Genomic DNA, 26,572 nt, shown 5'->3' with positions numbered 1-26,572 from the left:
ATGAGTTTAACAGAATATTCACTTAAAAATAAAATAGTAATTTACTTTTTGCTATTAATTGTGATGGTTGGAGGAATATCATCTTACTTTAGTATGGGTAAGCTTGAGGACTCTTTGTTTACAATTAAAACGGCATTAGTAATTACACAATACCCGGGAGCTTCGGCTCATGAGGTAGAACAAGAGGTTACCGAAGTAATTGAGCGAGCTGCTCAAAGTATGGATAATATAAAAGAAATTTCTTCTAGTTCATACGCCGGACTCTCTATTGTAGATATTGATATTGAGGAAAAGCTTCGTTCTGATGAAATGCCTCAGGTTTGGGATATTCTTCGAAAAAAAATTACAGATGCTTCCCCAGACTTACCTGCAAATGTGAAAACACCAAATATTATTGATGATTTTGGTGATGTATATGGCATGTTCTATGCCATTACTGGTGATGGGTTTTCTCATGAAGAACTAAATGACTACGCTCAATATCTGAAAAGAGAATTATTGCCTGTTAAGCATGTGGGTAAGATTACACTTTTTGGTAATCGAATTGAGTGCATCGATGTAATTATTGATGATGCTAAAAAATCTGAATTGGGAATCAATCCTGGTATAATTGCCCAAGTGTTCAATTCACAAGCCAGTATTGCTGCGGCGGGTCAAATTGAATTACAAGATCGATATGTAAGAGTTTCGGGAAACAATGCCTTTAAAAATCTCGAAGAAATCAAAAATACAATTGTACAGGTTCGCGACGAACAATTTTATTTGAAAGACATCGCAGAGATCAAAAAATCATACCTCGAACCTGCTGTGGGCTTGATGAAACGAAATGGTAATGATGCTATCGGATTGGCTATCTCTACAACTAAAGGAGGTAATGTGCTTTCTTTGGCTGAAAACTTAAAAGCTAAATTGGATATCATTAAACCAAACCTTCCTTTAGGTCTAGAAATCAATTCCGTTTATAATGAAGCGCATGAGGTGGAAGTAGCTAACGACGATTTTATTGCAAACTTGATTATGTCAGTTGGAATTGTTGTTATCGTTCTGTTAATATTTATGGGATTTCAGTCTGGTATCTTAATTGGAAGTGGTCTTATCTTCTCTATATTGGGAACCTTGATTGTAATGAATGCAATGGACATCAGTCTTCATAGAACTTCCTTGGCTGCAATTATTATTGCTATGGGAATGTTGGTTGACAATGCAATTGTGGTAACTGATGGTGCTTTAGTTTCCTTACAAAGAGGCTTAAATAGACGAAAAGCAATTGTTAATATTTCAAGCTCTACCTCTCTTCCATTATTAGGTGCAACGATTATTGCCATCCTAGCTTTTCTACCAGTATTTTTAGCACCTAATGCGGCAGGTGAAATTTGTAGAGATTTATTTTTGGTCTTGGCAATATCATTGACATTGAGCTGGTTTTTTGCGATGACACAAACAGCATTAACCAATGAAAGGTTTCTAAAAGTACCTAAAGAGATAAAAGATCCTTATGCAAGTAGGATGTATATCAAATTTAAAGAGTTTTTAATTAAGAGTTTGCGCTATCGGTGGATTTCTTTGGCATCAGTAATTTTGTTTTTAATTGTATCTATGGTTGCATTTGGCAATTTGAAACAAGCTTTCTTTATGCCTCTTGAAAAATCATATGTAGAGATTGACTATTGGTTACCCGAGGGAAGCTCTGTTAATAAAGTAGAAGAAGATCTAGCAAAAGCTGAAAAGGAACTATTTAAGAATTATCCTGAAATTATCAATATTGTAAGTAGCATTAGTCAAACACCACCTCGCTATATATTGGTAGCACATAATGAAAGTTACAACACTAGTTTTGGTCAATTGATGATTGAAACAAATAGCTCTGAGGAAGCCGATGCAATGAAGCCAAGTTTAAGGAAGTTCTTTGCTGACAATTATTCGCAAGCTCGATGCAGAGTAAAAGATTACATTGCTGGACCACCAATAAAGTATAAGGTAGAAGCGCGTTTTATGGGGCCTGATCCTGCAGTATTAAGAGATTTAGCCGAGCAAACGAAGATCGTTATGCAGAACGAACCCTTGTGTGGAGATATTTGTGATGATTGGAGAAATAAAGTATTAACCTGGGTTCCTCAGTATTCGCAAGTAAAAGCATCTCGAGTAGGCATTTCAAGAAGCGATTTTGGGAATGCAATTCAGCAATTGACAAGTACAGGTTTAGGCATAGGTGTGTATCGTGAAAACGAAGAGCAAATGCCTGTAATGCTAAAAGTAAATCAAAATGCCCAAAACAGTATTTCAAGTATTGAAAATACGGGTGTTTGGTCGCAACAAGGAGCTTATTCTGTGCCTTTAAAAGACGTAGTTGATAATGTAGAATTTAAATGGGAAAACAGCGTTATCAAAAGGTTCAATCGCCAAAGAGCCATTACCATTAAGTGTGATCCTGAAGATCCAAGTGTTACCGGAGCCACCCTTTTAAGTTATATGAAAAAGGATATTGAAGCTATTTCCTTACCTGAAGGATATTCCTTTATGTGGGATGGTGAGCTAAAACCATCGATGGAATCGCAGGAAGGAACGAATAAATTTATGCCTGTATCCTTATTGTTAATGGTCTTTATCATCATCATGTTATTCAATAGTGTAAGACAATCGCTTGTAGTTATTGCCATTATTCCATTATCGATTATTGGTGTTGGAATTGGATTATTTGTAACAGATAATGCATTTGGATTTATGGCAATAGTTGGATTTTTGGGTCTAATTGGAATGGTACTTAAAAATGCCATTGTGTTAATGGACCAAATCAACATTAATCTGAATACAGAAGGAATGCAAGCATTTTCTGCAGTAGTTAATGCCTCCATCAGCCGTTTAAGACCTGTTTCTCTTGCTGCTTTAACCACCATTTTAGGAATGTTGCCTATCGTAACTGATCCAATGTATGGATCAATGGCAGTAACAATCATATTTGGATTGTTATTCGCTACAGTACTTACACTTATTGTAGTACCTCTACTTTATGTCATCTTTTACCGAATCAAAGTAACAGAACTAAACTAATAATCATGATTGAAAATATAAGCAGTAAATATTTTAGAACGGAATTTGTCCAAGGGGTGATGATGCTTAAGTTGGATTACTCCATTTTTTTAGAAAAGGAGACTTTCGTTCATAAAAATGAATTATTGGAATTTCTTGATGAAATCAATTCTAAAGATGAGATTAAAACCCTAGTTATTAATAATGAGCATCCAGAATATTCCATAGATCAATTTAAAAGTAAATGGAATTCAATATTTGAAGAAAGTGATTATGAAAGTGCAATACTTCGAGTGTTTCGTTCCTTTAACCAAGTATTTTTAAAAATTAAATCTCTTGAAAAGGTTATCATTTCAATCAATTCAAAACCAATTACTCCAATGCTATTTTGTTTTAGCATGGTGGCTGATTTAAGGTTTGCATCACAAGAATTTTATCTGGATAATGACAATTGCAATATGCTCAATATCCCTAAAGGAGGAGCTGTTTTCTCGGAATATCACTTAATGTATTTAAATCCATTAAAATTACTGTTTTACACGGATAAGGTATTCTCTGATGAACTGTATAACAAACATATTATCGATGGGATATTCAATAAAGAAGAGCTGATAAACAAGGTGCTTTTAATTGCGAATCGATATAATAAGTTCAATTACATAGAAATAGAGGCTGTTAAAATCTTTGAGCACAAAAAACAGAGAAAATTTGAATTCGCTCTCCAGAAAGAGGATGAGTTTTTATTGACTTGTATTCGAAAAATGAAAAATAAGAGTAAATAATGAGATATAATATATTTAAAACAGCTTTCCTATTAACGATAGGATTACTGGTTACAAAGCAAATTGTTGCTCAAGAGGTTCTATCACTACAAGTTTGTAAGGAAAAAGCCCTAGAGCACAACCAAACGGTTAAATCTGCTGTATCTGATTTTAAGTCGAGCGAAGCTTCCTTAAAATTAAGCAAACGTGCTATGTTGCCTACTTTTGATTTGACATCTAACTATACTTATTTAAGTGATCCCAATCAAATGGTAATTCCGGGATATGAGTTACCTACAATAAATGGTCAACCCAGTGGTGTTTATTCACCAGGAAGTATTACCGATTTAGCGTATACAAATTCTTATTCTGCTAACTTAGGGATGAGCCTGCCAATTTATATGGGTGGTAAATTGCAACACGTTAAAACTTTATCAAAACTTGGTGTACAATTGGCCGATGATAATCTTGACAGAACAAAGTCAGACTTATTTCTAGATATTGAAACCAAGTATTGGGGACTAGTTTCTTTACAGGAACAAAAAATGGTAATCGAGAAATCAATAGAGCTTTTAACAGATGTATTAAAGGAGGTTAACAACAGGTACAAAACCGGAATTGTTACTAAAAATGAGTTATTAAAGACTAAGGTAGAATTGAATAATGCAAAACTCTCTTTAATTGAATTAAATGACAACATAGAACTTTCTAAAATGAGTCTGAATCAAAGCATTGGTGAGGAAATAATGTCTACCCTTCAAATTCAAGATTCTATTATTATCATTCCAAACCATTTATCAGATATATCATTCGATGAAAAACAGCTTTTGGGTAGATCAGAAGTTAAGATGTTAAACACTCAGTTAGAGATGTCAAAAACTCAGAAAAAATTGGTTAGTGCTGATTATTTGCCACAATTGGTTTCTTTCGCAAACTATGTTTCTCAAAATCCAGATCATTATGGGAAACAAAAGAATGATTTTACATTTAATGCAGGAGTATCTTTAAGTATTCCTGTTTTTCATTGGGGTGAAAAAAAACTAAAAAAACACATTGAGCAGAGGAATATTGAAAAAGCCGAATATGAATTAGATCAAAGTACTGAATTAATGACCCTAGAAATTCATCAGGCTATTTTTAAACTAAAGGAATCTCTGATAAAATTAGATTTTACAGAAACGTCTTTAGAACAGGCGAATGAGAATTTAAAGCTGGAACGTAATAGGTTAAAACAAGGTGTATCTACAACCAGAGAGCTTTTAAACGCTCAATTACAATGGCAACAATCGCATGCTAATTTTATAAATGCCAAAACGAAAGTTAAAACAAGCATAGCGAAATATTACAAATCAATAGGTCAATTAAATTCTTAAATTTTACTCCATTGCAAACTGTGGTAAATAAAGTGTGAAAATGGGACATCCTAAACAAAGGATGTCCCATTTTTCTTTAAGAAACTTTCTTAAAAATAGAATGCAATACTCCTTTATCTCTTAAAATTTATCTCTATTTTTAGTATTCCGTTACAAAACGCGGAAATAACCACAAATCAACTACTATGGATCCACTTTGGCTAGCTATTGCTTTTGCATTAGGACTTCTTGTAAAGTTAGTTGGATTACCACCCTTAATTGGCTATCTAATTGCAGGCTTTACTCTTAAATATTTTGGTGCTGAATCAAATGAATTAATTCAAAGCATTTCAGAACTTGGAATTACTTTACTGTTGTTCACCATCGGTCTCAAATTGAGAATAAAAGACTTACTACATAGGGAAGTTTGGGGCGGAGCTTCAATTCATATGTTACTGGTAACTTTAACTTTAGGTGCCATCTTATTTGGATTGAGCTATACATCTATAACTATTTTCACAAACTTTGACTGGAAACAAGCACTAATAATCGGGTTTGCGCTCAGCTTCTCCAGTACGATTTATGCTGTAAAGATTCTTGAGGACAAAAGTGAATTGAAATCTGCATATGGAGTACTTTCTATTGGAATATTAATTATTCAAGATATTTTCGCTGTTCTATACATTGTAATAGTGGCAGGTAAGTTGCCTTCTATATATGCAATTGGCTTGCCTGTATTATTCGTAATTATTCGCCCCTTATTGTTACTCATTTTAGATAAAATTGGCCACGGTGAGATTCTCGTTCTTTATGGTTTCTTTTTAGCTTTAGTGGTAGGTGCAGAAGTCTTTAAATATGTTGGTTTAAAGGCTGATTTGGGTGCATTAATTGTCGGCATGTTGATTTCGAATCATAAAAAAGCCAAAGAACTTGCAGATTCACTTCTAAACTTTAAGGATATTTTCCTTATCGGATTTTTTCTATCTATTGGTTTAATGGGTTTACCAAGTTTTCAAATGTTAGAAGTAGCATTTATTCTAGCCTTGCTTATCAATCTAAAAGTAATTCTATACTTCTTTGTTTTAACGCGATTCAGAGTTCGTGCCAGAACATCTTTATTTACCTCCTTAACCCTCGCTAATTTCAGTGAGTTTGGTTTAATTGTAGCTTCAATTGCAGTTGCTAAAAACCATATTCCTTCTGATTGGCTAGTTACCATTGCCATTGCTGTTGCCATTACATTTATTATATCTACCCCACTTAATTCACAAGCCCATAAAATTTATCATTGGGTAAAAGATTACTTGCGAAAATTTGAGACTAAAAAACGCTTGATTTACGATAAGACTTTCGATATTGGTAATGCTGAAATCTTAGTTTTTGGAATGGGTAAGTTAGGATTATCTGTTTACAACCAATTGAATCAAATCCATGGCCGAAAAGTGCTTGGATTGGATTACAACTATGATGTAGTTCAAAGATTAAAAAAAGAGGGCAAATTGGTTCAGCAAGATGATGCGGCTGATAGTGAATTTTGGGAAAGTATATTTGAAACATCAAATCATTGTAATGTAAGACTTATCATGCTTTGTATGAATGATCACAAGTCAAATGTATTTGCTATTCAACGATTAAAATCAACTACCTACGAAGGAAGCATAGCAGCAATAGCTCGATTTGAAGATGAGCGTAAACAGCTTGAGAAAATGGATGTTGATGCAGTTTATGATATTTATTCTGAAGCGGGTTACGGTTTTGCCAACCACGTTTGTAGCTATATGGACATTGGCTGTGAAATAAAAAAGCCTATTTAGTAAACTATAAATATTTCAATTCAAATTTCCTACTGACATACTGCTGTCACAACGGCCATTTATGTTTGTACCATTGTTAATTTAAATATTGAAATTATGGAAAAACAGACAGCCCCAGCAATGACAGTCGTGTCAAAAGAAATTAAAACAACATTTAAAGATTTAATGAAGGATATAGAAGATTTTCCTCAAGCAATCGTGAAGGAAGCCGTACAGGCTGGCCTGCATCCGGCAGGACCACAATGCTGGATTTACACTTGGGAAACCTGTGATATGGAAGCTGAATTCGATTTGAAAATTTGTTTACCTGTCGCAACATTTGGTAATTCATTTAAGAGTGATAAATTTAAATTGGAAAAGCTTGAAGAATATGTACATGTTAAGAAAACCCATTTGGGTGCCTGGGATAAGCTTAAAGACTCGTACGAAACTTTAACGGAAGAAATGAAAACCTGTCTTATAGAACCAAAGAAATCCTGTCGAGAACTGTATATCAATTGCGATTTCGATAACTTGGCGAATAATATTACAGAAATTCAATTTCAGGCGAATTAAATAGCATAGCTCAAATTATCCTGGAATATTTATTTCATAAAGAAATTGGTATTCCAGGATTACCCTTTTAGTAGTAAACCTAAAGCAAGAAAGCGTTGTGAATAGAATAGACAGATTACAGGCAATTTTAACGCAACTGCAAACAAAAAAGGTCGTAAAAGCACAAGAAATAGCAGATAGGTTTGAGATAAGTTTAAGAACCGTGTACCGCGATATACGAGCTCTTGAAGAAGGTGGCATTCCCATTGGAGCCGAAGCTGGTGTTGGCTATTTTTTAGATGATAATTATACACTTCCACCCATCATGTTTACGACAGAGGAAGCTTCAGCAATATTAATGGCAGGCAAAATCATTCCACATTTATCTGATAAAAATGTAGATCATGCCTTTCAGGATGCTCTGTACAAAATAAAATCGGTAATGAAAGCCGAGGACAAAGAGTTACTAGAAAAACTGGATCATTCGGTTAAGGTATTTACGGGCATTTCCGAAATTCCCCAAAGAGATTCAATTTATCTACATGATATTCAGCAAGCTTTAGTGAATAAAAGAGTCCTGAAGATAGCTTATTTTGCAAAATACAATCAAATACTCTCTACACGTGATGTTGAACCCATTGGCTTGTTATACTATGCCTTAAACTGGCATTTAATAGCTTACTGCAAATTACGACAAGCTTATCGCGATTTTAGGTTAGATAGAATAAGGGAGTTAGAGATAAGTAATGAAACCTACAATAAAAAATTAGACAAAGCATTCGACGAATATTTGGAAAGAGAAAAAGAGCAGCATCAGTATTTTGAAATTGAAATTAAAATAAGTGAACCATTATCTCTTGAAATACAGGAATCAAAATATTGGTATGGCTTTTTAAATGAAGAAAAAAAGGGAAGCAAAATTACGATGAAATTCCTAAATCCAGATTTAAATGGATTTGCAAAGTGGATTTTAACGATGTCGGCAAAGGTTGAAATCGTTTTCCCCATTGGCTTAAATACCATATTGCTTGAAATGATTCAAAATATTTGCGAGAAATACCAAAAAAGCTAGTCCTACATATACTTAAAATGAATTCTTTTTCTCTTTAACTTTAATAGAAATTCATTTTTGAATGAAATCCTTTTAACCGAATTAACTAAATACCCAATTCTATGCCTAGAACTCGTGTAGAAAAATCGATAACAATCGCTGCAAGCGCTGAGAAAGTTAAAAGTGTCATCACCGACTTCAATTATTGGAAACCCTGGTCGCCATGGTTTATTCTTGAGCCAGAAGCAAAGGTGAGCATTTCGCTCGATGGAAAAACCCATGAATGGGAAGGTAAACGTATTGGATCGGGAATCATTAAAGTGATTGCTGAAAGTGATACAGTGATTAATTATGACTTAAAGTTTCTGAAGCCTTGGAAATCGCAAGCTAAAACCGACTTTATTCTTGAGAAGATAGATGAGAACAGTACCAAGCTAAGCTGGACAATGGATAGTTCCTTACCATTTTTCATGTTCTGGATGAAAAAAATGATGGAACGCTTGATTGGAATGGATTACGACCGTGGTTTACTCATGCTGAAAGATTATATTGAGAAAGGCGAGATTGAAGCTAAACTGGAATTTCTTGGTGAATCTCAATTTGAAGGTTGTCAATTTGTTGGAATAAAAAATGAATGTACAATCGACAATATTGGTGAAGTCATGTCTGAAGATTTCAAAAAACTAACTGATTTTGCCAAAGAAAATGAGGACAATGTCACATGCGATTGGTTCTCAATTTATCACAAATTCGATTTTAATAAGAACAGAGTCATATACACCAGCGGTGTTGGAATCAAATCAGATCCACAAAGCATACCTGCCGGAATGATTAAAGGCAGTCTTCCTGCTACCAAAGTGCATACAGTACGGCACATAGGTCCTTACGAATTGTCGGGTAATGGATGGAGTGCGATTATGGCCATGGACAGAGCAAAAGAGTTTAAGCAAAACAAAAAGATTCCACCAATGGAATTTTACAGAAACAGCCCAATGGAAACCGAACCTAAAGACTTAATATCAGACATTTGTATGGCAATTAAGTAATAATCACATTTGTGTCAACTTATTTTAGGACGAGACATACCATAAAAAAAGGCCTCCCAAATGGAAGGCCTTTCAATATATAAATCGATACTACCGATTAGATAGCGTCGATAATTGCATTTAGAGTTGCAGAAGGACGCATCGCTTTAGAAGCTAATTCCTCATTTGGCATAAAGTAACCGCCAATGTTCATTGGCTCACCTTGAGCATCGTTCAACTCAGCTATAATCTTAACTTCGTTAGCTTTCATATCAGCAGCAACTTTAGTAAATGTTGCTTTCAATTCAGCATCCTTATCTTGAGAAGCAAGAGCCTCAGCCCAGTACATTGCTAAATAGAAATGAGAACCACGGTTATCCAACTCGTTTACTTTACGAGAAGGTGATTTTCTCTCAGCTAAGAATTTAGTTACACCTAAATCAAGTGTCTCAGCGAATAATTTAGCTTCTTTATTGTTAGCATATTCAGCTAAGTGCTCGAAAGAAACACCTAGAGCAAGGAATTCACCCAATGAGTCCCAACGTAAGTGATTCTCTTTCTCGAACTGCTGAACGTGCTTAGGAGCTGATCCACCTGCACCAGTTTCGAATAATCCACCACCATTCATCAATGGAACGATAGATAACATCTTAGAAGAAGTACCTAACTCGATAATTGGGAAAAGGTCAGTTAAGTAATCACGTAATACGTTACCAGAAACTGAAATCGTATCTAAACCTTTTCTGATACGCTCTAATGAGAACTCAATAGCATCAACTGGAGCAAGAATACGAATATCCAATCCTGTTGTATCGTGATTTGGTAAGTAAGCATTTACTTTAGCGATGATCTGAGCATCGTGAGCTCTGTTCTCGTCTAACCAGAAAATAGCCGGAGTTTGAGTTGCTTTAGCTCTGTTTACAGCTAATTTAACCCAATCCTGAATAGGTGCATCCTTAACCTGACACATTCTGAAAATATCACCTTCTTCAACAGCCTGCTCCATTACAACAGTTCCGTCAAATTCTACAACGCGAATAACACCTTCGCCCTGAGCCATGAAAGTCTTGTCATGAGAACCATACTCTTCAGCTTTTTGAGCCATCAAACCAACGTTTGATACAGAACCCATAGTTGCTACGTCGTAAGCTCCATTTTTCTTACAGTCATCGAAACAAACCTGGAACATTCTAGCGTAAGAACGATCCGGAATCAATGCTTTGGTATCTTGTAACTCGCCTGCTGGATTCCACATTTTACCACCATCACGAACAACTACCGGCATTGAAGCATCAATAATTACGTTATTTGGTACATGTAGGTTAGTGATTCCTTTGTCAGAATCAACCATTGCCATATCAGGACGAGACTTGTAAACCTCCATGATATCCGCTTCGATTTCAGTTCTCTTAGCTTCAGGAAGATTTTGAATTTTATTATAAAGGTCACCTAAACCATTGTTGAAGTTTACGCCTAATTCTTTGATTGTATCAGCGTGCTTAGCGATAGCTTCTTCGTAGAATACCTCTACTGCATGCTTAAACATCACAGGATCAGAAATCTTCATCATAGTAGCTTTCAAGTGAAGCGACCATAGTAAACCTTCTTCTTTCGCAGCTGCAATTTCTTTTGCATAGAAAGCACGTAAAGCTTTCACGTTCATTACTGAAGTATCAGCAACTTCACCAGCCAATAGCTCTTGCTTCTCTTTCAATACAGAAACAATTCCTGCATTGTCAACATACTCAATGCGCACATCAGTTGCATTTTCCATAGTTACTGATTTCTCAGAACCATAAAAATCACCACCTGTCATGTGAGCAACGTGTGCTTTAGAATCAGCAGACCATTTACCCATACGGTGAGGGTTGTTTTGAGCATACTTCTTAACTGAAGCAGCTGAACGACGGTCTGAGTTACCTTCACGTAAAACAGGGTTAACTGCTGAACCAAGAACTTTAGCAAAACGAGCTTGTAATGCTTTGTCTTCTTCAGTTGTAGCTTCCTCTGGATAGTTAGGTAAGTTGTAACCTTTAGCTTGTAATTCTGCAATAGCAGCTTTAAGCTGAGGGATTGACGCACTGATGTTTGGCAACTTAATAATGTTAGCCTCTGGAGTTTTTGCTAAATCACCTAGTTCTGTTAGGTAATCAGAGATCTTTTGATCTTCAGTCAAATTCTCTGGAAAGTTAGCGATAATTCTCCCTGCAAGAGAAATATCCTTGGTCTCAACTTCGATACCTGACGCCTCAACGAATGCCTTAATAATAGGCAATAATGAATACGTTGCTAGGGCCGGTGCTTCATCAATCTTAGTGTAGATGATTTTTGATGTTGTTGCCATGTCAGTTGGTGTTTTGGTAATTTTTAATTAAAAAATAAAACTTGATTGTCTGTTTTTCTTGTGAATTAAACAGCGTTTAATTCGAGGGTAAACATATAGATTTTTTTTATTTCAGGATAAAAAAGTGCTTTTTTTTTAACGATTTTTTTCTTTAATGATAACATGCTAAAAACAAGGCTCCTGTACAAAAACAGAAGCCTTATTTAAGCGGTTATATATATGCTGTAAATCATGTTTTTTCAATTTTATTCAAAATCAAGGGATAATTTCTGCTTAAGCAATCCTAAAGCCGGATTTTTCTCGCATAAATAATTAAATCGATCTGTTTCTGTGTAGACCTTTTTTGAAAGTTTTGCTTTTGTAATTTTAACAGTTATTTCGATATTAGAATTATTCAATTCTCTTCGCAAATAATTCTTTACTTCATTTACTGCAGAATTAACATCATCTTCCTGTAGGGGATTGCTAACTTGAAATACAACGTCAGTTTCACCATTCACTTCAGGTTTAATAACCCCAAGAGCAAGTTTTACCCTTTCACTTCTACCACGTGAAACAATAAACTCCTTTAACTTTGCTTCAATTTTTTCTTTGGTAATTGGTTCTTTACCCGTTATTACTTCCTCTACTCCATTTGTTGCTGGCTTATCTTTTGGCTTCGAAATTGGAGTATTTCGAGGAATACCCTTTTTTAAAGCTTGTTTAATAGATACAGAGGGTGCAAAATTAGATTTTGATGAGCTTATTGTGACAACATCTTTCTTTTCTCTTGCTTTGTAGCCATTGTTAGGATCACTAACAACTTCTGTTGACTGAGCACTGGCTTTTACTGCTGTAACTACCTGTTTTACTGACCCAATTGACTCACCATCAACGAATATTTTTAGAAGCTTTTTAGACTTAAGATTTAACCTAAGTCCTTTTTTTTTTGATTCAATTATCTGGGATAATTGAATTAGGGTAAGTTCGATAAGTAAGCGTTGATTTTGACTACTCTTATAATGTATGTCACATTCATTAAGAATACCTAAAGCATCGTATAGGAAATCGACTTCGCACTTTTTAGCTTGTTGGGTATATTTTTCCTTAACACTATCACTAACTTCAAGAAGTTGAAGTGTTGCAGCATCTTTTCCTACCAGTATATCTCTTATATGTGAACTTAAACCAGCAACAAAATGATGCCCATCGAAACCCTTTTCTACAATTTCATTAAATAGTATCAAAACATCAGTTACTTTTCCCTGAAGAAAAGCATCTACCATCTTGAAATAGTAATCGTAATCTAATACATTTAAATTTTGAATAACATTCTCGAAACTAATATCCTTTCCAGAAAAACTTACAATTTGATCGAAAATTGATAAGGCATCACGCATAGCACCATCTGCCTTTTGTGCAATCACATTTAAAGCTTCTTCGTCAATATTGATATTTTCGGTGTTGGCAATATGTTTCAAATGACTCACCGCATCACCTACTTTAATTCGACTAAAATCGAAAATTTGGCAACGAGATAAAATTGTAGGAATAATTTTATGCTTCTCAGTTGTTGCTAAAACGAAAATAGCATGAGCAGGAGGTTCTTCAAGGGTCTTAAGAAAGGCATTGAAGGCTTGCTGCGATAACATATGAACCTCGTCAATAATATACACACTGTATTTACCAATTTGTGGAGGTATACGTACCTGATCAATCAGAGTTCTAATATCGTCAACCGAGTTATTTGATGCAGCATCAAGCTCATGTATATTATAAGAACGATTTTCGTTAAAGGATAAACACGATTCACACTCATTACAGGCTTCAAAATCTGACCCTACATTTGAGCAATTAATTGTTTTAGCAAAAATACGCGCGCAAGACGTTTTACCGACACCACGAGGTCCACAAAACAAATAAGCATGAGCTAAATGAGCATTTTTAATGGCATTTTTAAGGGTTACGGTAATAGACTGCTGACCAACTACTGTTTGAAAGCTTGAGGGGCGATATTTTCGTGCTGAAACGATAAAGTTCTCCATAAAACTCAAACAAAAGAACCTGTTTTGGTTCTTATTTTTTCGAATTCCAAATATACAGAATCAATCCAAATAAAACACCAAACATTGGTAAGATTTTAATCAATTTCTGATAAACTTCTTAGTGAAAGCCGATTAAAAATAATGTACAATAAATATCATACAGAAATAAAAAAAGGATGAAGATTAACAATCCCCATCCCTATACTTTAATGTTCTCTTTATTAGCTTACTGCATCGTATCTTGAAACACGATGTACGCCTTTAATCTTTTTTAATTTAACGATTAAAGTATCCAAATGCTCTGTACTCGCAATTACTACGGTAACATTTCCAACAAATGCACCTGCATTGGTATCAACAGATATTGATCTCATCTGAACACGTAAATCTTTTGAAATTACATCAGAAATATTACTTACTATCCCTAATTCATCGTCACCTGTAATGTGCAATATTGCTTGATAAGAAGCAGATCCTTTATCAGTCCAATTTGCCTTAACAACTCGATATGGGTAACGACTCTGCATTTCCCTCGCATTTGAGCAACCTATACGATGAATTCTAATTCCTTTTCCTATGGTAATAAAGCCAAAAATATCATCTCCAAAAATAGGATTACAACAATTTGCTAAGGAATATTCAACATTCGAAATATTCTCATCAACAATTAGAACATCCTCTCCCTCTTTCGTAATTTTTCTTTGTGAATAATCTGGAGATTCAGGAGCGACAACCTTCTCTACTTCTTTTTTATCAGTAAGGATGTCTTTTATTTCGGATAAATCATGCTCTTCCGACTCAATTCCACAATACAAATCAACAGCTAACTTGTACTTGTAATAGGTCATTAATTTTCTGATGTTTTCATCACAAAACTCAATTTTCCAATTTTTCATTCTACGCTTCAGAGTCTCTTTTCCTAAATCAGCCTCTTTTAGCATTTCCTCATTCATCGACTGACGAATTTTGTTTTTTGCCTTTGTAGACACTACAAAATTTAACCAATCGGATTTTGGTTTTTGAGAATTGGATGTTGTAACCGAAACTTGATCTCCATTGTTTAAAACTTGTCTTATGGGAACATTTTTCTGATTTACGGTACCTCCAATACACTTATCACCCACATCTGAATGGATGGAATAAGCAAAATCCAATAAAGTTGCTCCAGCAGATAATTGCTTTAGATCTCCTTTAGGAGTAAATACATAAATTTCTTTATTGTATAAATCTGCCTTAAAGTTATCAATCAAATCAATAGAATCTCCACCTTGACTTTCAAGAACTTCACGAATATCTTGAAGCCATGAATCTAATCCGCCACCTTCACCTTTTCCTCCTTTGTATTTCCAGTGTGCTGCAAATCCTTGTTCCGCAACCTTATTCATTCTCTTGCTACGAATCTGAACTTCAACCCAACGTTTATCTGGAGCCATTACAGTTGTGTGTAAAGACTCATATCCATTCGACTTGGGAATGGTGATCCAATCTCGTAATCGCTTTGGATTAGGACGATATAAATCACTAACTGCAGAATAAACTTTCCAACATTCCGATTTTTCTTTCTTGGCCGATGCTTTTAGAATAATTCGAATTGCAAAAATATCGTAAACCTCTTCAAATTCAACCTGCTTTGTCTTCATTTTGTGAAGAATAGAAGCAATCGATTTTGTTCTTGCTTTAATTTTATATTTTAAACCTTGCTGATCTAATTCTGTTTTTATTGGCTCTATAAAATCATTAATGAATTTTTGACGCTGTTCTTCACTATCCTTCAATTTCTTCTCTATATCGAAGTAAATTTCTGGTTGTAAATATCGCAATGCCAAATCTTCCATGTCAGATTTCACATTGTACATTCCCAAACGATGTGCAAATGGAATATAAAGAAACTCGATTTCTTTTGCCAATGCCACTTGCTCTTTAGCTGTTTTATTCTCTAGGCTTCGCAGGTTAAACAAACGATCAGCCATAATAATCAACACCACTCGAACATCATCGGCAAAGCTTAGCAACAGTTTCCTGAAATTCTCTGATTGCAATGTTGGATTTTGATTATAGATATCGGTAACCTTAACTAGACCATCAATAATTTGGGTCACTTTCGGTCCAAAGAGATTGTTTACTTCATCTAAAGTAATTCTCTTTTTTTGTACAATATCATATAATAATGAGCAAATAACTGAAGTACGCCCTAAACCTAATTCATCAACTACAATTTGCGCCGTTGATAGCGTTTTGTAAATGGCGGGATCCCCATTCGTTCTCCTCTCTCCATCATGATCTTCTAAACTTAAAACGAATGCTTTTCGAACCAATTTTAAATCTGCCCTTGTAATTATATTCGTGCATGTTTTAAGCAAATGCTTGTAACGAAATAATATCTGTCTTCTCTCTTCTTCTCTATTGTTCTCAGTCATAAATATTCTACTGATTTTAGTCTTTGATGAATTCTTAAAACTGAAGTATACTGATATTTCTAATTCAATCAGTATCTAAAAAACTTTCATCCCTATTTTAAGCACACTAAAAGTATAAAAGCTATTAGTGATAGGCAAACAGATTAATACTTTTTAACGTATGAAAGGTTGATTCTTTCATCCTAAATCTTCTGATGATCTAATTTTCAAACATTTGATAAATTATTATAAATCCTGAGTATAAAAGTGAACGGATTTGTTAAATTTGTTAGCTTGCGAACACAAACTTAATTGAACTTTTATTCATGCCATTAGCAAAATCAAATAATATACTTGTAACAAGATCATTAAACTCTGAACATTTAAAATACGCAAAAGAATTAAATCTTTCTGTTACCGCTAAAGCATTTATTACAGTTGATTTGCAAGAACTTACTGAAGATACAATTAATCGAATTAACACGAAAGAACAATCGAGTTGGATTTTCACAAGTCAGAATGCAGTCAAAAGTATTTCTGATCATATCGACAATTTGATAAATATAAAAGACAAAAAAGCTTTTGCCGTTGGCATTAAAACAGCACATGCCCTGCTTGATTTAGGAATAAAAGCAAGTGTCCCTAAGCTTCACAATTCACAATCATTAATTGATTTATTAGAAACGCAAAGTGCAAACTCTTACATTCACTTTTCAGGTAATTTACGTCAAAGTAATATTTCTGAGTTCATGCAAGAAAAAGAGTTTGAATTTGAAGAAATAGAATGTTACAAAACAAATCTAACACAACCAGACCTTGAGGTTTCCACATTTGATGCTGTTTGTTTTTGTAGCCCAAGTGCAGTGGTTAGTTTTTTTAGTAAATACAAAATCCATGAAAAGATACCTTGTGTAGCAATTGGAAGTACAACAGCCGTTAAGTTATTAGATTACTCAGAACACGTTGTTATGGCGGATAATACAAATGTTTATTCGTTACTAGAAATGTGTCACAATTATTTAAACTCATAAAACACAAATAATATGCACCAATACAAAAGAAGTTCAGAGCTGTTCGATCAAGCTCAGCAATATATTCCAGGAGGTGTTAACTCACCAGTTAGAGCTTTTAAATCGGTAGGTGGTACGCCTGTTTTTATTAAGAAAGCAAAAGGTAGTATTCTTACCGATGAAGATAATAACGAGTATATCGATTATATTTCTTCATGGGGCCCAATGATTCTTGGTCATGCCCATCCAAGTGTGATTAAAGCCATTAAGGATAAGGTTGAAGATTCAACATCATTTGGAGCACCAACAGGATTGGAAATTGAAATTGCTAAACTCATTGTGGATATGGTTCCAAATATCGACAAGGTGAGAATGGTAAATTCAGGAACAGAGGCTTGTATGTCGGCTATTCGTGTCGCTCGTGGTTATACGGGACGCAACAAATTTATTAAGTTCGAAGGTTGCTATCATGGCCACTCTGATTCTTTCTTAATTAAAGCAGGTTCAGGTGCAAGTACTTTTGGCGAACCAAATTCACCAGGAGTGACACCAGGAACTGCTAACGATACCTTAACGGCAAAATACAACGATATTGAAAACGTAAAGCAAGTTGTTGCCGATAATAAGGGTGAAATTTCAGCTATTATTATCGAAGCGATTGCTGGTAATATGGGTTGTGTATTGCCTAAAAAAGGCTTCCTTGAAGAGTTGCGTCAGATTTGTGATGAAGAAGGTATTCTTTTGATTTTTGACGAAGTAATGTCTGGGTTCCGTTTAGCAAAAGGTGGTGCACAAGAATACTTTGGCGTTAAAGCCGACTTGGTAACTTTTGGTAAGGTTATCGGTGGTGGTATGCCTGTAGGCGCTTACGCCGGACCAGATGAAATTATGAAAGTTGTTTCTCCTGTAGGTCCTGTTTACCAAGCTGGAACCCTATCAGGTAATCCTATTGCCATGATTGCTGGTTACACTCTATTGACTGAACTTAACGAGAAGCCAGAGCATTTCACTGAGCTAGCTGCTAAATGTGAATACCTTCATAAAGGTTTAGATAAGGTACTAACTGCATCAGGATTTGATTACAAGATAAACCGTTGTGGGTCGATGATCTCCATCTTTTTCACCGATGTTGATGTGGTTGATTTCGATACAGCAGCTACGGCAAACAACGAGTTATTCCCCAAGTTCTTTCATGAAATGTTGAAGCGCGGTGTTTATTTGCCACCATCATCATTCGAGAGTTATTTCCTATCTAACTCATTAACTTATGAGATGCTTGACAAAACCATTCAAGCTGCTAAGGAATCATTGGAAGCGATGAAATAATATAATAAACCCTGCAGGTTTACCTAAACTTGTAGGGTTTTCAAAAACACTTCCATCATGAAAATCACTAAAGAAATTTTACAGGAAACACAACAAAGAATAAAACCCTTTGTTCACAGAACTCCAATTATGAGTTCTCAATTGATAAATGAAATTGCTGGTGTGGAAATCTATTTTAAATGTGAGAATTTTCAAAAGATGGGAGCATTTAAAATGCGTGGTGCTACAAATGCAATACTTCAATTATCGGAAACCGAGAGAGAGTTCGGTGTTGCTACGCATTCATCAGGTAATTTTGCTCAAGCATTAGCTCTTGCTGCAAAATTGCAAGGCATTAAAGCTTATGTGGTAATGCCATCTAACGCACCAGAAATAAAAAAGACTGCTGTTAAAGGTTATGGTGGCGATGTAATTGAATGCATTCCTACACTTGAAGCTAGAGAAACGACTTTAAATGACATTGTAAATAAAACTGGAGCAATTTTTCTACATCCTTATAATGATTATCAGGTAATTGAAGGACAAGGAACTGCTGCAATGGAGTTAATTGAAGAACATGATGATTTGGATGCTATTTTTACACCTGTTGGTGGTGGTGGTTTGTTAGCCGGAACTGCTATGGCTGCACATCATTTTTCTCCAAAAACAAAAGTAATTGCAGGTGAACCAATGGGTGCAGATGATGCTTGGCAATCTTTGCAAAAAGGAGAAATTGTGCCACAAACCAATCCTCAAACAATTGCTGATGGACTTCTAACCTCTCTTGGAGATAAAACATTCCCAATCATTAAAGAACATGTTGAGGAAATAATTAGGGTGGAAGAAAAAGAAATTATAGCTGCTATGAGGCTAATTTGGGAGCGAATGAAACTCATTGTAGAACCATCAAGTGCCGTCGCTCTTGCAGCCTTACTAAAAGAGAAGAAAAAGTACAAAGGACAGAAAATTGGCATCATACTTTCGGGTGGTAATGTTGAGTTGAGTAAGTTGCCTTTTTAAAATAAAAATCAGCAAGGAAAATTAACAAATATGGATTTAGAAAAACTACTTGATCCTTTTCCTGTTAAGGAAGAAGCAATACTAGTTGCGCAAAGTATAGCTGAAAATCCAAAATACGTTAAAGATCTTTGGGAGATCAGCGTTAGCGATAAAAAACACTCTTGGAGAGCGACTTGGTTGATGGATAAGGTTTACAATGTGGCGCCGGATTTGATTCGCCTCTACATTCCTCAAATGATTGAGTTAATCCCTAAACTCGAAAATGAGAGCAAAATTCGACAATTCCTAAAATTGGTTAGCCTCGAACCTCTTCCACGAAATATTTCAGGAGAATTTATTAATCATTGCTTTGATGTTCTAATATCTAGCAATTCAGCTATTGCATTAAAGGTATATTCAATGCAAATTCTTTACAATTTCTCTTTGCAAGAGCCAGACATACAAAATGAACTAGCTCTCATAATTGAGGAAGGTATGGAAAATGGAACGGCTGGATATTGTTCTAGAGCCAAGCGCATTCTCAAAGCAATCTCCAAATCAAAATAAATACTTACTTCCTCCCTTTTTATTTTAACCCATTAGGTTAATTTATATTAACATCTGATATAATTTTCAATTGATTCTTTCGTTCTATGCTAAATAGAGCAACACAGCTCTGTTTCACCAACCAAACGGAAGATAACTATGCTAGTAAAACTAAATAATTGTTTCCTTTTCACTCTTCTTTTCATAGGAATAGCATGTTCTTCCAATGATCACGAACATACCAATACAAAACAAGATTTAATAGAATTATTAGGAGATGGTCCAAAGGCCGGCAACCCAGATGGCGACTCTCCTATTCCTAAAGAAGCGGGTCTTGAGGATGTTTCGGAGCCAGATCAAATTATTGGAGATGGAACTCCTGAAAGTTGCACTGCACAAGCCTTTATTGATGCAGTCGCTAAAGGAGGAAAGATTGTTTTTAATTGTGGAACGGAACCAATTACAATAAAACTTGACAAAGTAGCTAAGATCTTTAATGATGCTAATGAAAATGTCGTGATTGATGGTGGAGGATTAGTTACGCTTAGTGGCGAAGGAAAAACAAGAATATTGTATATGAATACCTGCGATTCGGATCAAAATTGGACCACTTCACATTGTCAGAATCAAGATCATCCTAAATTAACATTGCAAAACCTCACTTTTATCAATGGCAATTCAAAATCGGAAAAGGAATATGATGGTGGCGGTGCTGTTTGGGTTCGAGGTGGTCGTTTAAAAATGATAAACTGCCGCTTTTTCAATAATGTATGTGCCGATTTGGGCCCAGATGTTGGTGGCGGAGCCGTACGTGTGTTTAGTCAGTTCGAAAACAAACCAGTCTATGTAGTTAACTGTACATTTGGAGGTGCTGAAGGATATGGTAATGTTGGTTCAAATGGTGGAGCAATTAGTAGCATTGGTGTTTCCTGGACAATTATAAACAGCTTGTTTTCCTACAATAAAGCAATTGGCAATGGAGGAAATCCATCACAATCTGGAACTCCCGGTGGTGGCAGTGGCGGTGCAATTTACAATGATGGAAACGAAATGACTTTGAGTATATTTGGCTCATTGATTGAGCACAATGAAGTTGTACAACACGGAGCTTCAATCTTTTTTGTAACGAACAACCATACGGGTAATATTATCATTGATAATTCTGTGATTCAGAATAATACTGGAGGTTCTTGGTATCCAGTATATCCGAGTATTTCAATGCACTCCGACACCGATATCAAAGTCAGTAATTCCTTTATCGACTAAAAATTTATTGTCCATTTACACTCAAATGTCCTAACTTAGACTATAGGAAGATAGAATATCGATTTAAAAATTAAGGATATGAGGAAAGAGGAGAAATTGTATGAAGTATTCGGCGAATTACTTTATGCTATTGCAAAAGCTGATGGAGTAATTCAGCGGTCGGAAAAGGAAACTTTAGTGCAACTATTAAAGAACCATTCTTTAGGTTCAGAAATTCTATGGTCGTTCGAATTTGAAGAAGCTCACAATTCTTCGGTTGAAGAAATTTACAATAAGGTGATTAATTTTTGCCATATGTACGGACCAGCACCACAATACGATGAATTTATATCAGCAATGAAGATTGTTGCAGAAGCATCGGATGGAATTACAGAAAGAGAATCCAAAATAATCAACTCATTTTCGAAAGATTTAATGGAGCGCTTTCAGCGTGATATCGACAAACTTAAACAATTTGAAAAGAAAGAACATTACTAAATTTTCAAAGCCACCCAATAAGGTGGCTTTTTATATACATGCCTCTCTTTATCCAATATTTTACTGTAATCCTGCTAAAACAGCGGCACCATAAGCACCTACAAATTGCGGAGATTCAGGAATAATTAGATCTTCTCCTAGCGTTTGTTGCAGTAAATGAATCATACAAGAATTGTTTGCAACACCGCCAGCAAATAGTATTGGTGCTTTTAAATCCTGACGTTTGATCATACCAACAGCACGACGACAAACTGATTGATGAATAGCCAATGCAATATCAGCACGTTGGCATCCTTTTGCCAAAAGAGAAGTTACTTCAGATTCAGCAAATACAGCACACATGCTATTAATTTCGATTCCCTCCTGTCCTTTCAATGCTTCCAAGCCAAGAGTATGTTGCTCATAACCTAAGCTTGTTGCCATCATTTCCAGAAACTTACCAGTCCCTGCAGCACATTTATCATTCATCTCAAATTTAAACACCTTGCCCTTTTCATTCAAAGAAATAACCTTGGTGTCCTGACCACCAATATCAAGAATACCACGAACACCTGGATGCAAAGCTGCTGCACCTATTCCATATGCTTTAATCTCTGTAATGGTAGGATAATCAAATGCTATTTCCAGACTGGCACGGCCATAACCAGTAGCCATCACCTTATCGAAAGAGACATCTGCAATTAATTCCTCGACACGTTCAACCGGATTGAAACCAGATTCAGCTTGCTTACTTACAACTACCTTTCCCTCTTCAATTACTACCAATTCAATGCTTCTAGAGCCAATATCTATTCCTGCTTGTCTCATTATGTCCTTTCAATAACTTATTCTGATCAAATAAAAAAAACTGAGAAGTCAATAGCTCCTCAGTCTTTTATATCGTAATTTACTTTATGATTTCAACAAAAGCTTCAACTCGAGTTGATAATTGGCCCATGTCTTCCTGACTATAATCAGTTTCTAATCTCAAAACAGAAACACCATCTTTTTCTAAGGTTTTTTCTACAGAATAAGATTCCATGATATATGGCTGACAGAATTGAAGTCCGTAATGAATTACACCATCAGAGCTTGTATTTTTAGCCATCTCTTTAATGTGTTCTACACGTTCTTGATTTGGTGTAAATACTGCACAATCAATTTTGAAATAACGATCAACAACTGCATCAATAAGACCATCAAGCGAATCTGCAGAAGCATCAGTTGTATTGCGCTGACCACGCTCACCAATACATGATTCTTCACCAACAATTACAGCACCTGTGGCTTCAATTATAGCAGGGACTTTCCAATTAGGAATTGCCATAGGACAACCAGAAATAACAATACGAGGAGCTTTTTCAGCTTTTACGCCTTTATTTTCTTTTACAGACAATTCTAATTCATCACATAAAGCATTTACCTTCTCAGTAAAACGAGCAGGATTGTCTAAAAATGCAATTTGGTTGATTAATAAAGCGTCCAATCCAGAAATTGGACTAGGATCTGCCATACGAACTTTAGACAAGCGAGCTAAGGCATTTCGTTTTGCATTTACAGTAGCAATTCCCTGCTTTAAATCTTCTAAGCTAATTTTTTTGCCAGTCATTTCTTCTAACTTAGCAACAAAAGCCATGTATTCATGCTTTAATAGTTTTCTTCCCATTGGAGCCTTGTTTTGAGGTAGGTCCATTTGGTAGAAATTTGGCACCATTTGACTAAAAGTTTCAAATGACTTTTTCTTTCCATCGCAAGTATTCTCGCCAACAATAAGGTCAGAAACTTCCATATAAGGACAAACCTTACCCAACGAAAAACCAAAAAATGATTTGATCAAAGAACAAGTATTACGAGGCAGTACTTTTTCAACTTCTTCTTGAGCAAAATCTGCACCAGCACATAAGCCAACAGAAGTACAACCAGCTGCCAATACTAACTCTTCTGGAACAAAAACACAAAAAGAACCAATAATCTTTCGTCCTGCCTCCTGCTCTTCACCCAATTCTTGAATTCTAAGCCCATGAGCTTCACTCATTACGAAATCAAAATATCCCATCCCTTCAGGACGTTGCTCCTGAGACATAAAAATAGATTGGTATGCTCCACCTAAATTCTCTAATAAAGCATCGTGATTAGCATGGTTCAAACCAAGATCTGTCCACATTTTTGTGTAATCTGCCATTGTATAATATGTTTTGTTTATTTGGACTGCGAAAGTAGAAATCATAATTACCCATTCCTAACTCAAGCGTAAGTTTTTCAACATAAAAATAATTTTCTATAATTAACGAAGCTTATAAACGAACAAAAAAGCCATCACTTGTGATGGCTTTCCCTTTTAAAGTAAATCGATCTGGTTTATTTTCACAACAAGATTTTGTTTCTTCAGGTTTCGAATTCGTTGTAGCTCCTTTTGGTGTTGATATTTCTAAACGCATAAGAATTAACGATTTACTTTTAGGCATAAAAAAAGAGGTGCTATTTCTAGTACCTCCTTTATATTTTGTTGCTTGGGAAAGCTTATCTTCCCCAATCAGAGGTTTTTACTTTATCAATCAAGTATTTCACATTCTCAACAGGGATGTTTGGCAACAAACCATGTCCCAGGTTGAAAATCCACTTGTGATCTTTACGACCATAATTCAGATGGTATTCGAATTCCTGATCAATGGCATTCTTATCAGCAAGTAAGGTTCTGGGATCGAAGTTTCCCTGAAGAATCATATCCTCGCCTACAATCTTACGAACCTCGTGCAAGGGTGTTTGCCAATCGACACTCACACAGTCGCACAAATCGTGATTCACCATATTGATACCTGTACCCAATCCCTTAGGCAAGTAAATTGTCTTTACACCTTTGGCACGTACGGCTCCAAGAATTGCTTTTACCGATGGTAAGAACACCTCTTTATACAATTCGATAGGAATTAAACCTGCATGCGTTTCGAACAACTGAAAAGCTTGTATGCCATGCTCCACTTGCTTCAGTGCATAATGGATACTCATCTCCGTAATACGAGTCACCAACTTTTTCATGGTCGCCTTATCGCGGTAAATGGCAGGTACAAAGTCAGGAAAGTTCAGGTTCTGGCTAAAACCCTGGAACATATAACACAAAGTGGTTAAGGGTCCGCCACAGAATCCGATCAAAGGAATTTCAGCTGGTTTGGTCGCTAAAATTTCATCAATTGCCTTATAAATATGCTCCAATTTCTCAGGCATATCCGTCAGGAATTTCAATGGATCTTCAACATCCTTAAGGGCTGTTTTAAAGGTCGGTCCTTTTCCTTCAAAGCTCAACTCCATACCCAGGGCTTCAGGAATCACAAGAATATCAGAAAATAGAATAGCCGCATCGACACCCAAATCGTGAATAGGAAGCAAAGTCACCTCAGCTGCCAGCTTTGGCTCTTCCATCATATGTTTAAAGCCATAGCTTTCGCGAAGTTTCATATACGAAGGTAACACGCGTCCGGCTTGGCGCATAAACCACACAGGTGGTCTTTCGCGCTTAATGCCGTTTATTGTATCTAGAAATATTGATTGACTCATTTAGTTTCCTGTTAGTAGTTAGTAAACAAAATTGGCGTATTTTTTATTTTTTATTAAGAATCTCAGCCACTTCCTGTGCATGGTAAGTAATGATGATATCAGCACCCGCACGTTTAATCGATGTCATAATTTCCATCATCACACGATTTCCATCAATCCAATCTCTTTCCTGAGCTGCTTTTACCATAGAGAATTCACCACTTACATTATAAGCTGCAACAGGCGTATTAAACTCGTGCTTGGTACGGTAAATCACATCAAGGTAACTCAATGCCGGCTTCACCATTACGATATCTGCCCCTTCAGCAATATCCATCTCAACCTCACGAATGGCTTCGTCGCTGTTTCGAGGATCCATTTGGTAGGTACTTCTGTCACCAAACTGAGGAGCCGAATCAGCTGCATCTCTAAATGGTCCGTAAAATCCTGAAGCATATTTAGCCGAGTAAGCCATAATTGGCATTTTCTCGAAACAATTCTCATCCAAAGCAGCACGCATATGAGCAATACGACCATCCATCATATCAGATGGAGCAACCATATCAACACCAGCTTCAGCCAAAGAAACAGCTTGTGCAGATAGTGTTACCAAAGTGCTGTCGTTATCTACATCACCATCGATGATGGTTCCACAATGCCCGTGAGTTGTGTACTCGCAATTGCAGATATCAGCAATGATATACATTTCTGGTAAAACCTCTTTAATGGCACGGGTTGCCTTCTGAACAATACCATGTTCATGAGTCGCTACTGATCCGTCCTCGTCTTTCGACTCAGGAATACCGAAAAGCAATACCGATTTAACACCTGCAGCATGCAGTTCTTTACATTTTTCAACCAACATATCAACCGATAACTGATCGTTACCCGGCATCGACTTAATTGGATTTTTAACCTTCTCACCCGGACAAACAAAAAGTGGCATGATTAAATCATCTGCTGAAAGCGATGTTTCTGCAACCATATCACGTACAACTTTGCTGTAACGCAATCTTCTCATTCTTGTATCAGGGAAAAGAGGTCTTAAACTCATAATGTTATGTTTTTTGTATTTGTGTATAATTTTGATCTCAAGCTTAAAAATAATAATCCTTAAGCATAATTACTAGC

At 35.7% G+C, this 26,572-nt stretch carries 21 protein-coding genes; 13 read left to right on the top strand and 8 right to left on the bottom strand.

Annotated elements, in window-relative coordinates:
- From L3049_RS01180 to L3049_RS01150, 7 genes are all read left to right on the top strand, one after another.
- Positions 1-3,048 (top strand): efflux RND transporter permease subunit, encoded by a 3,048-nt coding sequence (locus tag L3049_RS01180; RefSeq protein WP_275107944.1) that lies wholly within the window; start codon positions 1-3, stop codon positions 3,046-3,048.
- Positions 3,049-3,053: 5 nt separating this feature from the next.
- Complete coding sequence (locus tag L3049_RS01175) at positions 3,054-3,809, top strand: Clp protease/crotonase-like domain-containing protein (protein WP_275107943.1); 756 nt, start codon at positions 3,054-3,056, stop codon at positions 3,807-3,809.
- Positions 3,809-5,161: a TolC family protein gene (locus L3049_RS01170; RefSeq protein ID WP_275107942.1), complete on the top strand. Its 1,353-nt coding sequence runs from the start codon at positions 3,809-3,811 to the stop codon at positions 5,159-5,161. Before L3049_RS01175 ends, L3049_RS01170 begins: the two co-directional genes overlap by 1 nt.
- 185 nt (positions 5,162-5,346) lie before the next feature.
- Positions 5,347-6,954 (top strand): cation:proton antiporter domain-containing protein, encoded by a 1,608-nt coding sequence (locus L3049_RS01165; protein WP_275107941.1) that lies wholly within the window; start codon positions 5,347-5,349, stop codon positions 6,952-6,954.
- Positions 6,955-7,050: 96 nt separating this feature from the next.
- The gene (locus L3049_RS01160; RefSeq protein WP_275107940.1) at positions 7,051-7,509 is read left to right on the top strand and encodes a GyrI-like domain-containing protein; all 459 of its coding nucleotides are present in this window, start codon (positions 7,051-7,053) and stop codon (positions 7,507-7,509) included.
- A gap of 97 nt (positions 7,510-7,606) precedes the next feature.
- Positions 7,607-8,560 (top strand): helix-turn-helix transcriptional regulator, encoded by a 954-nt coding sequence (locus L3049_RS01155; RefSeq protein ID WP_275107939.1) that lies wholly within the window; start codon positions 7,607-7,609, stop codon positions 8,558-8,560.
- 101 nt (positions 8,561-8,661) lie between these two features.
- A complete protein-coding gene (locus tag L3049_RS01150; protein WP_275107938.1) occupies positions 8,662-9,585 on the top strand; it encodes an SRPBCC family protein in 924 nt (307 codons plus the stop codon).
- Between the two features lie 97 nt (positions 9,586-9,682).
- Here the strand turns inward: L3049_RS01150 and L3049_RS01145 are convergent, their stop codons facing one another.
- The 3 genes from L3049_RS01145 to L3049_RS01135 all read right to left on the bottom strand — a co-directional run bounded on the left by L3049_RS01145 (position 9,683) and on the right by L3049_RS01135 (position 16,349).
- Entirely contained in the window at positions 9,683-11,908 is a 2,226-nt protein-coding gene (locus L3049_RS01145) for an NADP-dependent isocitrate dehydrogenase (protein ID WP_275107937.1), read from the bottom strand.
- Between the two features lie 245 nt (positions 11,909-12,153).
- The gene (locus tag L3049_RS01140; protein ID WP_275107936.1) at positions 12,154-13,932 is read right to left on the bottom strand and encodes a DNA polymerase III subunit gamma/tau; all 1,779 of its coding nucleotides are present in this window, start codon (positions 13,930-13,932) and stop codon (positions 12,154-12,156) included.
- A gap of 221 nt (positions 13,933-14,153) precedes the next feature.
- Positions 14,154-16,349, bottom strand: coding sequence for a RelA/SpoT family protein (locus L3049_RS01135; RefSeq protein WP_275107935.1), 2,196 nt, complete (start codon positions 16,347-16,349; stop codon positions 14,154-14,156).
- A 305-nt stretch (positions 16,350-16,654) separates the two neighbouring features.
- On the opposite strand from L3049_RS01135, the gene L3049_RS01130 reads away from it, so the two are divergent.
- From L3049_RS01130 to L3049_RS01105, 6 genes are all read left to right on the top strand, one after another.
- Positions 16,655-17,359, top strand: coding sequence for a uroporphyrinogen-III synthase (locus L3049_RS01130; protein ID WP_275107934.1), 705 nt, complete (start codon positions 16,655-16,657; stop codon positions 17,357-17,359).
- 12 nt (positions 17,360-17,371) lie between these two features.
- On the top strand, positions 17,372-18,664 hold the full coding sequence (gene hemL, locus L3049_RS01125; protein WP_275107933.1) for a glutamate-1-semialdehyde 2,1-aminomutase: 1,293 nt from the start codon (positions 17,372-17,374) through the stop codon (positions 18,662-18,664).
- A 57-nt stretch (positions 18,665-18,721) separates the two neighbouring features.
- Complete coding sequence (locus L3049_RS01120) at positions 18,722-19,663, top strand: pyridoxal-phosphate dependent enzyme (RefSeq protein ID WP_275107932.1); 942 nt, start codon at positions 18,722-18,724, stop codon at positions 19,661-19,663.
- 30 nt (positions 19,664-19,693) lie between these two features.
- On the top strand, positions 19,694-20,209 hold the full coding sequence (locus tag L3049_RS01115; RefSeq protein ID WP_275107931.1) for a hypothetical protein: 516 nt from the start codon (positions 19,694-19,696) through the stop codon (positions 20,207-20,209).
- Between the two features lie 138 nt (positions 20,210-20,347).
- Positions 20,348-21,454: a hypothetical protein gene (locus tag L3049_RS01110; protein WP_275107930.1), complete on the top strand. Its 1,107-nt coding sequence runs from the start codon at positions 20,348-20,350 to the stop codon at positions 21,452-21,454.
- A gap of 78 nt (positions 21,455-21,532) precedes the next feature.
- Entirely contained in the window at positions 21,533-21,931 is a 399-nt protein-coding gene (locus L3049_RS01105; protein ID WP_275107929.1) for a hypothetical protein, read from the top strand.
- Between the two features lie 60 nt (positions 21,932-21,991).
- Here L3049_RS01105 and L3049_RS01100 read toward each other — a convergent pair whose 3' ends face one another.
- The 5 genes from L3049_RS01100 to hemB all read right to left on the bottom strand — a co-directional run bounded on the left by L3049_RS01100 (position 21,992) and on the right by hemB (position 26,495).
- The gene (locus L3049_RS01100) at positions 21,992-22,738 is read right to left on the bottom strand and encodes an acyl-CoA dehydratase activase (RefSeq protein ID WP_275107928.1); all 747 of its coding nucleotides are present in this window, start codon (positions 22,736-22,738) and stop codon (positions 21,992-21,994) included.
- A 79-nt stretch (positions 22,739-22,817) separates the two neighbouring features.
- Entirely contained in the window at positions 22,818-24,092 is a 1,275-nt protein-coding gene (locus L3049_RS01095; RefSeq protein WP_275107927.1) for a double-cubane-cluster-containing anaerobic reductase, read from the bottom strand.
- Between the two features lie 112 nt (positions 24,093-24,204).
- A complete protein-coding gene (locus tag L3049_RS01090) occupies positions 24,205-24,348 on the bottom strand; it encodes a hypothetical protein (protein WP_275107926.1) in 144 nt (47 codons plus the stop codon).
- Positions 24,349-24,430: 82 nt separating this feature from the next.
- Positions 24,431-25,462, bottom strand: a complete 1,032-nt coding sequence (gene hemE / locus L3049_RS01085; protein WP_275107925.1) for a uroporphyrinogen decarboxylase — start codon at positions 25,460-25,462, stop codon at positions 24,431-24,433.
- Between the two features lie 43 nt (positions 25,463-25,505).
- Positions 25,506-26,495 carry a porphobilinogen synthase gene (hemB, locus tag L3049_RS01080; RefSeq protein WP_275107924.1) on the bottom strand — a complete coding sequence of 330 codons (990 nt, stop codon included), beginning with the start codon at positions 26,493-26,495 and terminating at the stop codon, positions 25,506-25,508.
- Positions 26,496-26,572: the final 77 nt, after the last annotated feature.

Origin of the sequence: Labilibaculum sp. DW002 (genome assembly GCF_029029525.1) — a bacterium.
GTDB classification, from domain to species: Bacteria; Bacteroidota; Bacteroidia; order Bacteroidales; family Marinifilaceae; genus Paralabilibaculum; species Paralabilibaculum antarcticum.
Note: the sequence above shows the minus strand (reverse complement) of the source record. Positions and strands in the feature narration are given on the sequence as shown.

Coding starts and splice junctions, on each gene's coding strand:
- L3049_RS01110 (WP_275107930.1), top strand. CDS start 20,348: ATGCTAGTAAAACTAAATAATTGTTTCCTTTTCACTCTTCTTTTCATA.
- L3049_RS01145 (WP_275107937.1), bottom strand. CDS start 11,908: ATGGCAACAACATCAAAAATCATCTACACTAAGATTGATGAAGCACCG.
- L3049_RS01120 (WP_275107932.1), top strand. CDS start 18,722: ATGAAAATCACTAAAGAAATTTTACAGGAAACACAACAAAGAATAAAA.
- L3049_RS01095 (WP_275107927.1), bottom strand. CDS start 24,092: ATGGCAGATTACACAAAAATGTGGACAGATCTTGGTTTGAACCATGCT.
- L3049_RS01165 (WP_275107941.1), top strand. CDS start 5,347: ATGGATCCACTTTGGCTAGCTATTGCTTTTGCATTAGGACTTCTTGTA.
- hemE (WP_275107925.1), bottom strand. CDS start 25,462: ATGAGTCAATCAATATTTCTAGATACAATAAACGGCATTAAGCGCGAA.
- L3049_RS01105 (WP_275107929.1), top strand. CDS start 21,533: ATGAGGAAAGAGGAGAAATTGTATGAAGTATTCGGCGAATTACTTTAT.
- L3049_RS01100 (WP_275107928.1), bottom strand. CDS start 22,738: ATGAGACAAGCAGGAATAGATATTGGCTCTAGAAGCATTGAATTGGTA.
- L3049_RS01090 (WP_275107926.1), bottom strand. CDS start 24,348: ATGCGTTTAGAAATATCAACACCAAAAGGAGCTACAACGAATTCGAAA.
- L3049_RS01175 (WP_275107943.1), top strand. CDS start 3,054: ATGATTGAAAATATAAGCAGTAAATATTTTAGAACGGAATTTGTCCAA.
- hemL (WP_275107933.1), top strand. CDS start 17,372: ATGCACCAATACAAAAGAAGTTCAGAGCTGTTCGATCAAGCTCAGCAA.
- L3049_RS01130 (WP_275107934.1), top strand. CDS start 16,655: ATGCCATTAGCAAAATCAAATAATATACTTGTAACAAGATCATTAAAC.
- hemB (WP_275107924.1), bottom strand. CDS start 26,495: ATGAGTTTAAGACCTCTTTTCCCTGATACAAGAATGAGAAGATTGCGT.
- L3049_RS01180 (WP_275107944.1), top strand. CDS start 1: ATGAGTTTAACAGAATATTCACTTAAAAATAAAATAGTAATTTACTTT.
- L3049_RS01115 (WP_275107931.1), top strand. CDS start 19,694: ATGGATTTAGAAAAACTACTTGATCCTTTTCCTGTTAAGGAAGAAGCA.
- L3049_RS01170 (WP_275107942.1), top strand. CDS start 3,809: ATGAGATATAATATATTTAAAACAGCTTTCCTATTAACGATAGGATTA.
- L3049_RS01160 (WP_275107940.1), top strand. CDS start 7,051: ATGGAAAAACAGACAGCCCCAGCAATGACAGTCGTGTCAAAAGAAATT.
- L3049_RS01150 (WP_275107938.1), top strand. CDS start 8,662: ATGCCTAGAACTCGTGTAGAAAAATCGATAACAATCGCTGCAAGCGCT.
- L3049_RS01135 (WP_275107935.1), bottom strand. CDS start 16,349: ATGACTGAGAACAATAGAGAAGAAGAGAGAAGACAGATATTATTTCGT.
- L3049_RS01140 (WP_275107936.1), bottom strand. CDS start 13,932: ATGGAGAACTTTATCGTTTCAGCACGAAAATATCGCCCCTCAAGCTTT.